15 protein-coding genes are annotated in these 14234 nt (G+C 64.8%); 10 read left to right on the forward strand and 5 right to left on the reverse strand.

The genetic code is table 11. The annotated features are described in order from the left end of the window. On the forward strand, positions 1-662 hold a 662-nt coding region (locus tag A3764_RS06725), incomplete at its 5' end, for an LpxI family protein (RefSeq protein WP_067951360.1). Next, entirely contained in the window at positions 659-1840 is a 1182-nt protein-coding gene (gene lpxB, locus A3764_RS06730; protein ID WP_067927844.1) for a lipid-A-disaccharide synthase, read from the forward strand. The genes A3764_RS06725 and lpxB, both read left to right, overlap by 4 nt. Positions 1841-1877: 37 nt before the next feature. Here lpxB and mnmA read toward each other — a convergent pair whose 3' ends face one another. After that, positions 1878-3020 (reverse strand): tRNA 2-thiouridine(34) synthase MnmA, encoded by a 1143-nt coding sequence (gene mnmA, locus A3764_RS06735; protein ID WP_067927841.1) that lies wholly within the window; start codon positions 3018-3020, stop codon positions 1878-1880. Between the two features lie 125 nt (positions 3021-3145). On the opposite strand from mnmA, the gene sciP reads away from it, so the two are divergent. From sciP to A3764_RS26235, 5 genes are all read left to right on the forward strand, one after another. Continuing rightward, positions 3146-3424 (forward strand): CtrA inhibitor SciP, encoded by a 279-nt coding sequence (sciP, locus tag A3764_RS06740; RefSeq protein ID WP_067927838.1) that lies wholly within the window; start codon positions 3146-3148, stop codon positions 3422-3424. A gap of 99 nt (positions 3425-3523) precedes the next feature. Beyond that, the gene (gene ctrA / locus A3764_RS06745; protein WP_067927836.1) at positions 3524-4243 is read left to right on the forward strand and encodes a response regulator transcription factor CtrA; all 720 of its coding nucleotides are present in this window, start codon (positions 3524-3526) and stop codon (positions 4241-4243) included. 78 nt (positions 4244-4321) lie between these two features. Further along, positions 4322-6442, forward strand: a complete 2121-nt coding sequence (gene ligA / locus A3764_RS06750) for an NAD-dependent DNA ligase LigA (RefSeq protein WP_067927833.1) — start codon at positions 4322-4324, stop codon at positions 6440-6442. Further along, positions 6439-8529, forward strand: a complete 2091-nt coding sequence (gene recG / locus A3764_RS06755) for an ATP-dependent DNA helicase RecG (RefSeq protein ID WP_067927830.1) — start codon at positions 6439-6441, stop codon at positions 8527-8529. The genes ligA and recG overlap by 4 nt, the downstream gene beginning before the upstream one ends. 109 nt (positions 8530-8638) lie before the next feature. Then, positions 8639-8767, forward strand: a complete 129-nt coding sequence (locus A3764_RS26235) for a hypothetical protein (RefSeq protein WP_269084752.1) — start codon at positions 8639-8641, stop codon at positions 8765-8767. A gap of 245 nt (positions 8768-9012) precedes the next feature. On the opposite strand, the gene A3764_RS06760 is transcribed toward A3764_RS26235, so the two are convergent. After that, positions 9013-9477 (reverse strand): iron-sulfur cluster assembly scaffold protein, encoded by a 465-nt coding sequence (locus A3764_RS06760; RefSeq protein WP_067927825.1) that lies wholly within the window; start codon positions 9475-9477, stop codon positions 9013-9015. An 88-nt stretch (positions 9478-9565) separates the two neighbouring features. Here A3764_RS06760 and hisI point away from each other — a divergent pair, with 88 nt between their 5' ends. Continuing rightward, positions 9566-9925, forward strand: a complete 360-nt coding sequence (hisI, locus tag A3764_RS06765; protein WP_067927822.1) for a phosphoribosyl-AMP cyclohydrolase — start codon at positions 9566-9568, stop codon at positions 9923-9925. A 15-nt stretch (positions 9926-9940) separates the two neighbouring features. On the opposite strand, the gene gluQRS is transcribed toward hisI, so the two are convergent. From gluQRS to trmFO, 3 genes are read right to left on the reverse strand one after another with little or no spacing between them, the layout of a single operon-like run. Continuing rightward, a complete protein-coding gene (gene gluQRS / locus A3764_RS06770) occupies positions 9941-10786 on the reverse strand; it encodes a tRNA glutamyl-Q(34) synthetase GluQRS (RefSeq protein ID WP_067927819.1) in 846 nt (281 codons plus the stop codon). Next, on the reverse strand, positions 10783-11397 hold the full coding sequence (locus A3764_RS06775) for a class I SAM-dependent DNA methyltransferase (RefSeq protein ID WP_067927816.1): 615 nt from the start codon (positions 11395-11397) through the stop codon (positions 10783-10785). The genes gluQRS and A3764_RS06775 overlap by 4 nt, the downstream gene beginning before the upstream one ends. A gap of 52 nt (positions 11398-11449) precedes the next feature. Beyond that, complete coding sequence (trmFO, locus tag A3764_RS06780; protein WP_067927814.1) at positions 11450-12799, reverse strand: methylenetetrahydrofolate--tRNA-(uracil(54)-C(5))-methyltransferase (FADH(2)-oxidizing) TrmFO; 1350 nt, start codon at positions 12797-12799, stop codon at positions 11450-11452. Between the two features lie 366 nt (positions 12800-13165). Here trmFO and A3764_RS06785 point away from each other — a divergent pair, with 366 nt between their 5' ends. Continuing rightward, positions 13166-13609: a PaaI family thioesterase gene (locus tag A3764_RS06785; RefSeq protein ID WP_067927810.1), complete on the forward strand. Its 444-nt coding sequence runs from the start codon at positions 13166-13168 to the stop codon at positions 13607-13609. 162 nt (positions 13610-13771) lie between these two features. After that, on the forward strand, positions 13772-14233 hold the full coding sequence (gene rplM, locus A3764_RS06790) for a 50S ribosomal protein L13 (protein WP_067927808.1): 462 nt from the start codon (positions 13772-13774) through the stop codon (positions 14231-14233). The last annotated feature ends 1 nt before the right edge of the window (position 14234 follow it).

A 14234-nucleotide genomic window follows, 5' to 3' on the forward strand; every position in this document is an offset into this window, starting at 1 on the left:
CGCTGGGTTCTCTTCTGGCTGAATTGCAGGATGCGGGGGTCGACAGGGTCTGCTTTGTCGGCGACGTGGCGCGGCCCCGGTTCGATCCCTCGGCACTCGATGCCGCGACGATGCCACTGGTGCCGCGTTTTCAGGCCGCGCTGGCGCAGGGCGACAACGGCGCGCTCGAAGTTGTGCGGGACATTTTTCGCGAGGCGGGGTTTGCCGTCATCGGCGTTCACGAATTACTGCCTGATCTTCTGGCCGGCCCCGGCGTGCTGAGCCGGGCGGCGCCGGATGAGCAAATGCGTCGCGACGCCGCCCGCGGGGCGCAGGTGCTGGCGGCCCTGTCGGCGCTGGACATCGGGCAGGCCTGCGTCGTGGGCCGGGCGCAGGTGGTGGGCGTCGAAGCCATCGGCGGTACGGACCACATGCTCGCCACCTTGCCCGACGTTGCCCGCAGCGCGCAGGCGATCCTGTGCAAGGGGCCCAAGCGCGGCCAGATACGGGAGATCGATCTGCCTACCATCGGGCCGCGCACCGTGCAGAATGCCTGCGATGCCGGTCTTGCCGGGATCGTGCTCGACGCGGCGGGCGTTCTGCTGCTGGAACGTGACACCTGCGTGGCACTGGCCAACCGTCACGGGCTGGTGCTTTGGGTAAGGGAGGAACCTGCGCCGTGAAAGTCTTCATCCTCGCCGGTGAACCATCGGGAGACAACCTGGGCGGCGCGCTCATGGCGGGGCTGAAATCACTGGTGCGGGATATCTCCTTCGTGGGCGTCGGCGGTACCCAGATGCAGGCGGAAGGTCTTGAAAGCCTTTTCGATATGAGCGAATTGAGCGTCATGGGCCTGGCCGAGATCCTGCCGCGCTACCGCTCGCTGATGGCGCGTATCGATCAGACCGCAGAGGCGGTGATCGAGGCCGCACCGGATGTACTGATCACCATCGACAGCCCGGACTTTTCCCTGCGGGTGGCGCGCCGGGTGCGTGCGCGCAGCGAGTTGCGCATCGTACATTACGTGGCGCCCACGGTCTGGGCGTGGCGACCGGGGCGCGCGCGCAAGATGGCCCGGTGGGTGGATCATGTGCTGGCGCTCTTTCCTTTCGAGCCGCCCTTCATGCAGGCCGCGGGCATGGAATGCGACTTCGTGGGCCATCCGGTCGTGGCCGAACCCGTGGCCAGCGCGGAGGAGGCCGCGGCCTTCCGTGCGGAGGCCGGCATCGGCGATGCGCCGCTGTTACTGGTCTTGCCCGGCTCCCGCAGCGGAGAGGTCGCGCGGCTCGGGCCGGTGTTGCAGCAGGCGGTCGCCCGGATCATGGCGGAGGCGCCGGATACCCGTATCGTGATCCCCGCGGCAGCTTCCGTTCTGGCCGAAGTGCGGCGCATGACCCGCACATGGGAGGGCGCGCCCGTTGTGCTCGACCCGACCATGCCGGATGCCGCGACAGGCGCTGCGATGAAACGCGCGGCGTTTCGTGCGGCGGATGTGGCGCTGGCGGCCTCGGGGACGGTATCGCTCGAACTGGCGGCGGCGCGCACGCCGATGGTGATCGCCTATGACATGAGCTGGCTCAGTCGGCAGATCATCGGGCTGATGCTGAAGGTGGACACGGTCACACTGGTGAACCTCGTTTCCGAAACCCGCGCGGTGCCGGAATTCATCGGCGCCAACTGCCGCCCCGGCCCGATCGCACGCGCGACACTAGACCTGTTTGACGAGCGTTCCACCCAGTTGGCCGCGATGGAAAGTACGATGCAGCGACTCGGGCAGGGGGGCGAGGCGCCCGGTCTGCGCGCGGCACGCGCCGTGCTGCGCGGGATGGGCCGGGCGGAAGCGGACGGGCAGGCCGGCTGACACCCGGCTGCCACCGTGCCAGTGCCGATGCCTCGCCTCAGCCGCGGTGGATCCAGCCGCCGCCGAAGATACGGGTGCTTTCGGGATCGTAGAAGACACAGGCCTGCCCCGGCGAAACACCTTCCTCCGGCGTCAGCAGTTCGACCTCTGCCGTGCCGTCGGGCAGCGGGCGCAGGATCGCGTCACGCGGCGGGCGGGTGGAGCGGACCTTGACCGCCACGTGCCATTCAGCGCGCGAGGCGAGCGGCGCATCGCCGAGCCAGTTGATCTCCTTCACCGGGATCGTGCGCGTGGCGAGCATCTTCTTCGGCCCCACGACGACTTCCTTGCGCTCCGCATCCAACCGCACGACGTAGAGCGGATCTGCAAGCCCGCCGATGCCCAGCCCCCGGCGCTGACCGATCGTGTAGTGTATGACGCCTTCGTGCTGGCCCAAGACGTTGCCCTCGGGGTCCACGATATTGCCGGGGTCCGCCGCTTCGGGGCGCAGTTTGCGGATGACGGCGGCATAGTCGCCGTTCGGCACGAAGCAGATGTCCTGACTGTCGGGCTTGTCCGCGATGGAAAGCCCATATTTCGCGGCGAGGGCACGGGTTTCATCCTTCGACGGCAGGTGGCCCAGCGGAAAGCGCAGGTAATCCAGCTGTTCGGGCGTGGTCGAAAAGAGGAAATAGCTCTGATCGCGATTGGCATCGGTGGCGCAATGCAGTTCGGCCCCGGCGGGCCCGTCCTTGCGCTGGATGTAATGGCCCGTCGCCATGCAGTCGGCTTCGAGGTCGCGCGCCGTTTCCAGCAGGTCCTTGAATTTCACCCTCTCGTTGCAGCGGATACAGGGGACAGGGGTCGCGCCGCCCAGATAGCTGTCGGCGAATTCGTCGATCACGGCGTCCTTGAAGACATTTTCGTAATCCAGCACGTAATGGGGAAAACCCATTTCCTCGGCCACGCGGCGCGCATCGTGAATGTCCAGCCCGGCGCAGCAGGCGCCCTTCTTGGCCAGCGCCGCCCCGTGATCGTAAAGCTGCAGCGTCACGCCCACCACGTCATAGCCTTCGTCGGCCAGCATGGCGGCCACGACAGACGAATCCACCCCGCCGGACATGGCCACAACGACACGGGTTTCAGCCGGTGGTTTGGCGAAACCGAGCGAATTGATCGGATGGGGCGTGTCGAGAGGCATAACGGGCTCCGGGCGATGTCCGCGCGCAATATAGGAAAATGCGCCATACTCGCAAGGCGTGGTTTCACCGGGCGTTAAGGGCGCACCCCCCATTCCGAACACTCCTGTAACGCTGGGAGCCGCCCATGTACCTCAAGAAAGTCGATGGTTTGCGCACTGTGACACTGGCCTGCGGGCGCCGGATGACCCGCGCGGATCTGCCCCCCGCGGAAACCCGCCGATGGGTCGCATCGCGCAAGGCCGCCGTGGTGCGGGGCGTGATCTACGGGCTCATCACCCGGCAAGAAGCGCTGGAACGCTATGGGCTGAGCGAGGAGGAATTCCTCGAATGGGTGCGCGCGGTTTCCGATCACGGAGTGGATGCCCTAAAGGCAACCGCGGTACAAAAATATAGACAACTTTAAGTTGCTATATATATTGGGGTTCATTGTTTACGTGTGATTAACCTATTTTGATCACCCTTGGTTTCGAGCCCATATTTGTGCAGCGGAGATTTTTCGAAAATGAGAGTTTTGCTTGTCGAAGACGACCCCACGACGTCCAAAAGCATTGAGCTGATGCTCAGCCATGCGAACCTCAACGTCTATGCGACCGACCTCGGGGAGGAGGGGATCGATCTTGCCAAGCTCTACGATTACGACCTGATCCTGCTGGACCTGAACCTGCCGGACATGCACGGGCACGAAGTGCTGCGTCAGCTTCGGCTTTCCCGCATCGAAACGCCCATCCTGATCCTCTCTGGCGCGGACGATACCGAAAACAAGATCAAGGGCTTTGGCTTCGGGGCGGATGATTACCTGACCAAACCTTTCCACCGCGAAGAACTGGTCGCGCGGATCCACGCCATCATTCGCCGGTCGAAAGGCCATGCGCAGGCCCTGATCCAGACCGGCCTCGTGACGGTGAACCTGGACGCCAAAACCGTGAGCGTCGAGGACAAGCCGGTTCACCTGACCGGCAAGGAATACCAGATGCTGGAGCTTCTCTCGCTGCGAAAGGGAACCACGCTGACGAAGGAAATGTTCCTCAACCACCTTTACGGCGGCATGGACGAGCCGGAACTCAAGATCATCGACGTCTTCATCTGCAAGCTGCGCAAGAAGCTCAGCACGGCGACGGGCGGTCTCAATTATATCGAGACGGTCTGGGGGCGGGGTTATGTGCTGCGCGATCCCCAGCCCGAAGTACTGCCGGCGCAACGTTCGCTCGCCGTGGGGGCCTGACCCCGGGCGAAACGACTGGACCTGCTTGCGGGCGCCGCCTATCTAGAAGCCTGTTCCACAAGGCGGAGGGCGGTCCCGTTGACAGCGGAAATTGCGGTAGAGGATCTGAACGCGGCCCAAGCGGAACAGGAACTGGCGCGGCTTGCCGATGCGCTGGCCGCGGCGAACCAAGCCTATCACGGTGCCGATGCCCCCGAGATTTCGGATGCGGAGTACGACAGGCTCAGGCAGCGCAATCACGCCATAGAAGAGCGGTTTCCAAAGCTCAAACGCGCCGACAGCCCCACCGAACAGGTGGGCGCAACCCCGGCGGAAGGCTTTGGCAAGGTGCAGCATTCGGTGCCCATGCTGTCGCTCGGCAATACCTTTTCGAACGAGGATGTGGAAGAGTTCGATCGCCGCATTCGCAAGTACCTCGGCCTCGGCGATGGCGACAAGCTTTCCTACACGGCGGAACCGAAGATCGACGGGCTGTCGCTTTCCCTGCGCTATGAGGCGGGCAAGCTTGTCCGCGCCGCCACCCGCGGGGATGGCCGCACCGGCGAAGACGTGACGGCGAATGCCCGTACCATCGATGATGTGCCGACAACGCTCAAAGGCGCACCCGAGGTGCTGGAAATCCGCGGCGAAGTCTACATGAGCCACGACGATTTCGCCGCGCTCAACAAACGGCAGGAAGAAGCCGGGGCAAAGACCTTCGCCAATCCGCGCAACGCCGCCGCGGGATCGCTGCGCCAGCTCGATTCCCGGATCACCCGGTCACGCCCGCTGAAATTTTTCGCCTATACCTGGGGCGCCCTTTCCGAACCGCTCGCCGATACCCAGAAAGGGGCCCTCGACCGGATGGAAGAGCTCGGCTTTTCCACCAACCCGCTTACCGCGCTCTGCACCGGGCCTTCGGAGCTGATCGCGCATTACGAAAAGATCGAAGCCCAGCGGGCAACGCTCGGCTATGACATCGACGGCGTGGTCTACAAGGTCAACGACCTCGCCCTGCAGGAAAGGCTGGGCTTCCGGTCCACCACCCCGCGTTGGGCCACGGCGCACAAATTCCCCGCCGAACTCGCCTGGACGCGGCTCGAAGCCATCGACATCCAGGTGGGGCGGACGGGCGCGCTTTCACCGGTGGCGCGGTTGGCGCCGGTGACGGTGGGCGGGGTGGTTGTCTCCAACGCGACCTTGCACAACGAGGACTATATCGCCGGGCTGGACAGCCGCGGCGAACCCATCCGGGATGGTCGCGATATCCGCATCGGGGATTGGGTGCAGGTCTACCGCGCGGGCGACGTGATCCCCAAGATCGCCGATGTGGACCTTGCCCGCCGTCCTGCCGATGCGCAGCCTTACGTCTTTCCGACGGTCTGCCCCGAATGCGGCAGCGATGCCGTGCGCGAACCCGGGGATGCGGTGCGCCGCTGCACCGGGGGGCTGATCTGCCCCGCGCAGGCGGTGGAAAAGCTCAAACACCTCGTGTCCCGCGCGGCCTTCGACATCGACGGCCTGGGCGCAAAGCAGGTGGAGCAATTCTACCTCGACGGCTGGATCGCCGAACCGGCGGATATCTTCACGCTGAAGGAGCGGTATGGCGCGGGGGCGGAGAGTCTGCAAAACCGCGACGGCTGGGGCGCCAAGTCGGCGGATAATCTCTTTGCCGCCATCGAAGACGCGCGCAAGGTGCCGCTGGCCCGGCTGATCTTTGCGCTGGGGATCCGGCATGTGGGCGAAGTGGCATCAAATCTTCTGGCCCTGCATTACGGCACCTTCGAGGCGCTGGAAAAGGCGCTGGTGGCGGCACAGGATCTTTCCGGCCCCGCGTGGGAAGACCTGATCGGGATCGACGGCGTGGGCGCTGTCATGGCCGGATCGCTCGTGGCCACTTTCGCGCAGGAGGCGGAGCGCGCTTCTATCGACCGGCTTCTGGCGCAGCTGGAGGTTCAGCCCGCCAAACGGCCTGAAACGCAGGACAGCCCGGTGGCTGGCAAGACGGTCGTCTTTACGGGCACGCTCGAAAAGATGACCCGGGCAGAGGCCAAGGCCCGCGCCGAACGGCTGGGCGCCAAGGTCTCGGGCTCCGTCAGCGCACGGACCGATCTGCTGGTGGCCGGGCCGGGGGCCGGGTCCAAGGCGGCGAAGGCCGCCGAACTGGGCGTCGAGACGCTGGACGAAGACGGCTGGCTCGCGCTTATCGGCGACGCATGACAGGCCGGCCCGAGCAGCTCTTTCCGCTTTTTGCCGGTCTCGAAACACTTGAAGGGGTCGGCCCCAAGACCGCGAAGCTGATGCAGACCCTGCATATCGAGGCGCCGCGCGATCTGCTTTTCACCTTGCCGCACAGCGGGATCGACCGGCGCAGGCACGACACCGTGCAGGATGCGACGCTGCCCGCGACGCTGACCGTGGCCGTCACAATCGGCGCCCATCAGCCCGCCCGCAGCCGGGGCGGGGCCTACCGCATACAGGTGACAGATGCGCGCACCAGCTTTCAACTGGTCTATTTTCATGTGCGGGGCGATTATCTGTCCCGGCAGTTGCCCGAAGGCGCGCGGCGGATCGTTTCGGGGCGGGTGGAGCTTTTCGACGGCATGGCGCAGATGGTGCATCCCGATTTCGCGCTGCCGGAAAACGAAGCGGGCGATATCCCGGATTTCGAACCTGTCTATCCGCTCACCGCGGGGCTGACGCAGAAGGTCCTTTACAAGGCCACGCGGGCCGCGCTGAAACGTGCACCTCTCTTGCCTGAATGGATCGACGAACAGCAGCGTAGCCGCGCCGGATGGCCCGATTTTGCCACGGCGCTCGAACAGGCGCATGACCCGCGTGAGCTGTCGGACATTTCCCCGCGACACCCCGCCCGGGAAAGGCTGGCCTATGACGAGCTGCTGGCGCATCAGTTGACACTGGCGCTCGCCCGGCAGCACCGCCGCCGCAAGAAGGGCCGGGTGAGCGCGGGCACCGGCAGCTTGCAGGGCAAGGTGCGCGCGGCGCTGCCCTATGCGTTGACCGGGGCGCAGGAACGGGCGATCGCGGAGATCACCGCCGACATGGCCAGCCCCCAGCGCATGAACCGGCTGTTGCAGGGTGACGTGGGCGCGGGCAAGACCCTCGTGGCGCTGATGGCGCTGCTCGCGGCGGTCGAATCGGGCGGGCAGGGCGTGCTCATGGCCCCGACAGAGATACTCGCCCGGCAGCACCTGCAGGGGCTGCGGCCCCTTGCGGAAAAGGCGGGCGTCGTGCTGGAATTACTCACGGGCCGGGACAAGGGGGCCGAACGCACGGGCAAGCTGGCGGCACTGGCGCGCGGCGATATCCATGTGCTTTGCGGCACCCATGCGGTGTTTCAGGCCGATGTCGCCTTTCACGATCTGCGCCTTGCGGTGGTGGATGAGCAGCATCGTTTCGGCGTGCGTCAGCGGCTGGAACTGGGGCGCAAGGGTCAGCAGGCGGACGTGCTGGTGATGACGGCAACCCCGATTCCCCGTTCGCTGGCATTGGCGCAATACGGTGACATGGATGTCTCCGTGCTGGACGAAAAGCCGCCCGGTCGCCAGCCGATCCGCACCGCCATGGTCAGCAGCGAGCGGATGGACGAAGTGCTGAACCGGCTGCGCGCGGCCATCGCCGAGGGGAAGCAATGCTATTGGGTCTGCCCGTTGGTGGAGGAGCGCGAGACAAGCGATCTTACCGCCGCCGAAGACCGCTTCCGCCGACTGCGCGCTGCATTGGGGGAAGGGGTCGTGGGTCTCGTGCACGGGCAGATGCCCCCGGCAGAGAAGGACGCCGCCATGCGCGCCTTTCAGAAGGGTGAGACGCAGGTGCTGGTCGCCACCACAGTGATCGAGGTTGGCGTCGATGTGCCCAATGCGACAATCATGGTGATCGAACAGGCGGAGACCTTTGGGCTGGCGCAACTGCATCAGTTGCGGGGGCGGGTCGGGCGCGGAACCGGCGCGTCGACCTGCCTGCTACTCTACCGTCCCCCGTTGGGGGAGGCGGGTCGCAAGCGGTTGGAGGTGCTGCGCGGCACGGAAGACGGCTTTGTCATCGCGGAAACCGATCTGGCCATGCGGGGCACGGGGGATCTGATCGGGACGGCGCAATCGGGCATGCCGCGATTCCGGGTGGCCGATCTCGAACGGCAGGCGGACCTGATGCAGATTGCCTTGTCGGATGCGCGGGCGTTGCTGAATTCCGATCCGGGGTTGGAAAGCGCCCGGGGCAGGGCGGCGCGACTGCTGCTCTGGCTCATGCGGCAGGATGAGGCGATTCGCCTGATATCAGTGGGTTAGACCCTCCCGCACCGCGTTCTGTTCGTTTTGTTCACTAATGTTCCTATAAAGTTCTTTACTTGGCGCGGGGGATGTGAGAACAAAACAGAAACGAATGGGAGGAAGTGACATGACGACGCTACATACATTTCGCAGGATATTGCGGCAGGCCGATACAACGCTGTTGCAGGATGCGCTTGGTGGTGCGGCGCTCGTCGTGATGCTGTTCATCGGCTTGCATCTTCCTGCCATCGTCTAGGTCTGCCTGCGCTTTCATGCCGGTTCTTCGGGTGCGTCCGCCCTCGACGCTGCCACCGCCCTGTGCCTGTCTTGCGGTGGCGGGTTCATCCCCCTGAGGGGCCGGGTCCCACATGGAAAACGCATTGCCTGCGCCGCCGTTCTGTTTGAACGGCGGCGTTTTTTTATAGGGGGATTGTGAGACAGGGATTGAAAAGGTCGCGGAACGCTTTTGCGCGGACCTCAAAAACACGCGGCGAGGTCGGTTCAGCCGTTCGCCCCGGCGCTTTCCACTTCGGCGGCCTCTGCCATGGCGTCGGCCAGCGCCTCGATCGACAGCAGGATCGACGCGTGGCGATTCTTGTATTCCACCGCCGGGGTCAGGACCTCGAACCCTTCGAAGGGCGCATCGGGCACCGGCCCGCCGCTCTTGAGCATGGCGCGCAGCTGATCGCGGGCGGTTTCCACCTGCGCGCGGGTCGCACCGGGGGCGGCTGCACCCACGACGGCGGCGGCGGCCTGCCCCAGCGCGCAGGCCTTCACGTCTTGGCCGAACGCCTCCAGCCGGTCGCCCCCTGTGCGCACGTCCACCGTGACGGTCGAACCGCAGAGGGGGGAGCGGCGCGTCACGCTGGCATCCGCATCGTCGAGTCGCCCGAGGCAGGGAATATCCGCGGCAAGCGCCAGAATCCGCGCCGAGTACAGTTTAATGAGGTCGGTTTCGCCGGACATGCTCGCTCCTTTGGGGTGGTTCGCCGCGGGCCTTGTGACTACATAAGCCGCACACACCGTGATGCCAAACCCTGCCGGGAGAAAATAGATGGACTTTGATCCACAGTCGCTACGCTACGACGCCGCAGGGCTGATCCCCTGTATCGCGCAGGATGCCACATCGCATGAGGTGCTGATGATGGCATGGATGAACGCGCAGAGCGTGCAGCGGACGCTGGAAAGCGGGCTGGTGACCTATTGGAGCCGCTCGCGGCAGGAATTCTGGGAAAAGGGCGCCACCAGCGGCAATCGCCAGAAGCTGGTCGAGCTGCGCTATGATTGCGACCGCGACTGCCTGCTGGCGCTGGTGGAACAGACCGGCCCGGCCTGCCACACCGGGCGGCGCAGTTGTTTCTACACGGCGATCCGCGCGGGCAAGGAACATGAGTTGATGGCGCCCATGGACTGACCGGGGAAGCCCCGCTCAGTCGATCAGGCCGACCATGCGCCGGATATCATCGGGCGTTTTGCCCGCTTCCCGAAAGAGCGACAGGCTGCGCGCATCGTCGCGCTTGGCCAGCCGCTTGCCGGCCTCGTTCCGGATGAGACGGTGGTGATGATAGATAGGCGTGGGCAACCCCAGCAGATGCTGTAGCAGAACCTGCACACCCGTGGTGTCGAAGAGGTCCGCGCCGCGGATGACATGGGTGATCCCCTGTTCGGCGTCATCCACCACCGCCGCCAGCACGTAGGATGCGGCCTCGATCTCCTTGCGGCCCAGGACCGTATCGCCTTGCGTCTCCAGCAGCGTTTCGGGCCGCACCTCATGGGTGCCTTCGTAGTTCGGGCCGGTATCGGTGAAGGTGAGGGGGCCGTTCAGCGTTTCAAGCGCGGCTGTCATGTTCAGGCGCAGCGCGTCGCCGGGCTGGCGGCTTGCCATGTCCCGGCCGCGGCAGATGCCGGGATAGACAGGCGGGGCCACAACACCTTCCTGCGGGGCCGAAAGTGCGGCGCGAATATCCGCCCGGCGGCAGGAACAGGGAAAGACCAGCCCCCGCTGGGCGAGGCTGTCGATGATCTGAGCATAGTGATCCAGCCGGTCGGATTGGCGCAGCACCGGTCCTTGCCACGTCAGGCCGAGCCAGTGCAGATCATCCTTTATCTGCGCCTCCCATTCCGGGCGGGCGCGTGTGGTATCAGTATCCTCGATGCGCAAAAGAAAGCGCCCGCCCGCCGCGCGCGCCATGTCATGGGCAAGGATCGCCGAATAGGCATGGCCCAGGTGAAGCGGCCCTGTGGGAGAGGGCGCGAAACGGGTTCGGAAGCTCACGATTTGCGAATGACGTAGACGTTCGAGCCAAGATCGAGGCCGGGCAGATGTGGCCCGTGTTCACGGAACAGCAATTGGCCCGCCCCGCAGTCGAGCCATTCGCTCACGCGGCCCTCGTTCTGCTTTTCGGCCAATGCGTGATCGTTGAAGGAAAAGACCAGCAGCGCATCCCGCGCTAGCCCCCGCATCAGCGTGTCGAAGACCGAGATCGGCGCGGCCCCGGCCCCGATGACGCCAATGGCGGCGATGGCGGCATAGCTGGACAGGTCATGGGGCAGGGCGCCGTCGGCGTCGATCGGCGTGAGGGTGCGGTAGACGCCCTTGGCCTCCGCCTCCTTCAGCATGTCGGGCGAAGGGTCGCAGCCGTCGATCGTGGTGAAACCGGCCTCCGCCAGCGCCTTGCCGGAAAGCCCGGTGCCGCATCCGAAATCGAGGATGGGGCGCGTCCTGTCGGTGGAAAACCTGGCAAGAGCCTCGGCGCAGCGCGCGGGCGTGGCATAGCCCTGTCCCGTCACTTCGGAATCGTAGCTTTCCGCCCAGTCATCATACAGCCGACGGGTCGATGCCGCATCACGGGCGGCATAGGCCTTGTCGAGAAACGATTTACCCATGCAGGGATGTTACGAAGCGCTTCGCCGCGCGTCCAGTACCAACTGCCTGAAATTACACCGCAGGTTGCGGAGCAAGCCAATCCTGCCAATCGGCCTTGGCGCGGTCGGTATAGGCCTTGTACCGGTCCTTGCGTCCGCGACGGCCCGATTTGAGCCCCTCGACGGGCGGAAAGAGCCCGAAGTTGACGTTCATCGGCTGGAAGGTCTTTGCATCCGCGCCGCCGGTGATATGCGTCATCAGCGCACCCATGGCCGTGGTGGCCGGAGGCGGCGGTGTCTCTCCCCCCGTCGCTTCGGCCGCGGCCATGCGCCCGGCGAGCAAGCCCATGGCGGCGGATTCCACGTATCCCTCCACCCCGGTGATCTGTCCGGCAAAGCGGATGTTGGGGCGGCTGCGCAGGCGCATCCGGTCATCCAGCAGCGTGGGCGAATTGATGAAGCTGTTGCGGTGGATGCCGCCCAGCCGGGCAAAGCTCGCATTTTCCAGCCCCGGGATCATCCGGAATACATCAGTTTGGGCACCGTATTTCATCTTCGTCTGGAAGCCCACGATATTGTAGAGCGTGCCCAGCTTGTTATCCCGGCGCAGCTGGACCACGGCATAGGGTTTGATGTCCGGCTGATGGGCGTTGGTCAGGCCCACGGGTTTCATCGGTCCGAAGCGCAGGGTTTCGCGCCCGCGTTCGGCCATCACCTCGATGGGCAGGCAGCCGTCGAAGTAACCTGCCGTTTCGCCTTCGCGGAATTCGGTCTTGTCGGCGGCGAGCAGCGCGTCGATGAATGCCTCGTACTGGTCGCGGTCCATCGGACAGTTGAGGTAGGCGGTGCGCTCCTCCTCCGTCTCGCCCTTGTCGTAGCGCGATTGCATCCATGCGCGGGTCATGTCGATGCTGTCGTGATAGACGATGGGCGCGATGGCGTCGAAGAACGCCAATGCGTCAGCGCCGGTTTCGCGGGCGATGGCTTCGGCCAGCGCGCCGGAGGTGAGCGGCCCGGTCGCAACGATCCAGCGGCCCGTCTGCGGCAGCTCCGTGATCTCGCCTTCCTCCACCGTGATGTCGGGATGCGCGCGCACGGCCTGGGTGACCGATGCGGCAAAGGCGTCCCGGTCCACGGCCAATGCGCCGCCCGCCGGCAGGCGATGCCGGTCGGCCATCTGCATGATCAGCCCGTTCGCCTGCCGCATTTCCCAATGCAGCAGACCCACGGCGTTCTGTTCGCTGTCGTCCGAGCGGAAGGAATTGGAACAGACCATTTCCCCCAGGAGCCCGGTCTGATGGGCGAAGGTTTCCACCTTGGGGCGCATTTCGTGCAGGATGACGGGCACACCCGCGTGGGCGGCCTGCCATGCGGCTTCGCAACCGGCCATGCCGCCGCCGATGATATGAAGGGGTTCTGTCATGGGGTCGATGTAGGGCAGGGCGCGCGCGGGCGCAATACGCCCGAGGCGGGCCGCAGTGGCATCGGCGGGGGAGGGTTGGCTTTTGGGATCGCCGCTGCGGGAATGGCCGATCAGTGAGAGGCTGATCTGGAGGGACCTTCCGCCGGCGGCGATCCAAAGCGTGCGAACCCGTGGTCCGCGACCCGTTATTGCCCCGTTTCGGACAAATTCGCCAGTAAAAAATTACAAACAATAGGGATAAGTTTTGGAAACGATGGAATATTTCGGCGGCCCTTCCGCGCGAGTCTCGTTTTTTGCGGCCCCAAGCCTTGTGCCTGCGCCTCTTTCTAGCCATTTTCCGGCGCAAATTCAGGAGGAAGAGAGCAGATGCCATTGGTGATGGACGCACAGGCGTTGACCGCATTCCTGCGCGACGTGTTCGAGCAGGTGGCCGAGGATTTCGCCATCGACCGGGTGGACGAAGACGGGCTGACCATGCGGCTGTTGGTGGCGCACCGTCACCTGCGCCCCGGCGGGACGGTCAGCGGCCCGTCGATGTTCGCGCTGGCGGATGTGGCGGCCTATCTGGCAACTTTGGCGATGATCGGACCGAAGGCGCTGGCGGTGACGACGAATTGCTCAATCGATTTCATGCGCAAACCGGCAGCCGGGGTCGATCTGGTGGCGGAGGCACGGCTTCTGAAGCTCGGGCGGCAGCTTTCGGTGACGGACGTGCTGCTGTTTTCCGCGGGCCAGGACAAACCCGTGGCCCGGGCGAGTCTGACCTATGCGATCCCGCCCGAGGGGATGAAGGGCATCGGTGACGCGTGAGCGATGGGGTAAAATAATACCTTATTCACAACCACATGATTTAACGGTATTTTATCAGGCTTGTGTCGCTTGACGCGCAATTTGAACCGCGTATAACCCGCCCATCACACGGTGGTGCCGCTCCGGCGCGTGCCACGCTCACTCCATCTACGGGAATTTCCGATGAAAACCTTTTCTGCGACACCGGCAGACATCGACAAGAAATGGATCCTGATCGACGCCGAAGGCATCGTTCTGGGCCGTCTTGCATCGATCGTCGCCACGCGCCTGCGCGGCAAGCACAAGCCTTCCTTCACGCCCCACATGGATTGCGGTGACAATGTCATCGTCATCAATGCGGACAAGGTCCAGCTGACCGGCAAGAAGCGCGAAGAGCATTTCTACTGGCACACCGGCCACCCCGGCGGCATCAAGTCCCGCACCAAGGAGCAGATCCTCGAAGGCGCACACCCCGAGCGCGTGGTCACGCAGGCCGTCAAGCGGATGCTGCCCGGCAACCGCCTGAGCCGCCAGATCATGACAAACCTGCGCGTCTATGCCGGGTCCGACCATCCCCACGAGGCGCAGAGCCCCGAAGTTCTGGACGTCAAGTCCATGAACGCCAAAAACACGCGGAGTGCATGAG

The sequence above is a fragment of the Sulfitobacter sp. HI0129 genome (assembly GCF_001635395.1).
Classification (GTDB): Bacteria; Pseudomonadota; Alphaproteobacteria; order Rhodobacterales; family Rhodobacteraceae; genus Sulfitobacter.

Bases quoted from the DNA above. Each gene is read 5' to 3' on its own strand.
- A3764_RS06760 (WP_067927825.1), bottom strand. From the start codon at position 9,477: ATGTCCGGCGAAACCGACCTCATTAAACTGTACTCGGCGCGGATTCTG.
- hisI (WP_067927822.1), top strand. From the start codon at position 9,566: ATGGACTTTGATCCACAGTCGCTACGCTACGACGCCGCAGGGCTGATC.
- recG (WP_067927830.1), top strand. From the start codon at position 6,439: ATGACAGGCCGGCCCGAGCAGCTCTTTCCGCTTTTTGCCGGTCTCGAA.
- A3764_RS06785 (WP_067927810.1), top strand. From the start codon at position 13,166: ATGCCATTGGTGATGGACGCACAGGCGTTGACCGCATTCCTGCGCGAC.
- sciP (WP_067927838.1), top strand. From the start codon at position 3,146: ATGTACCTCAAGAAAGTCGATGGTTTGCGCACTGTGACACTGGCCTGC.
- trmFO (WP_067927814.1), bottom strand. From the start codon at position 12,799: ATGACAGAACCCCTTCATATCATCGGCGGCGGCATGGCCGGTTGCGAA.
- A3764_RS06775 (WP_067927816.1), bottom strand. From the start codon at position 11,397: ATGGGTAAATCGTTTCTCGACAAGGCCTATGCCGCCCGTGATGCGGCA.
- rplM (WP_067927808.1), top strand. From the start codon at position 13,772: ATGAAAACCTTTTCTGCGACACCGGCAGACATCGACAAGAAATGGATC.
- ctrA (WP_067927836.1), top strand. From the start codon at position 3,524: ATGAGAGTTTTGCTTGTCGAAGACGACCCCACGACGTCCAAAAGCATT.
- A3764_RS26235 (WP_269084752.1), top strand. From the start codon at position 8,639: ATGACGACGCTACATACATTTCGCAGGATATTGCGGCAGGCCGATACA.
- mnmA (WP_067927841.1), bottom strand. From the start codon at position 3,020: ATGCCTCTCGACACGCCCCATCCGATCAATTCGCTCGGTTTCGCCAAA.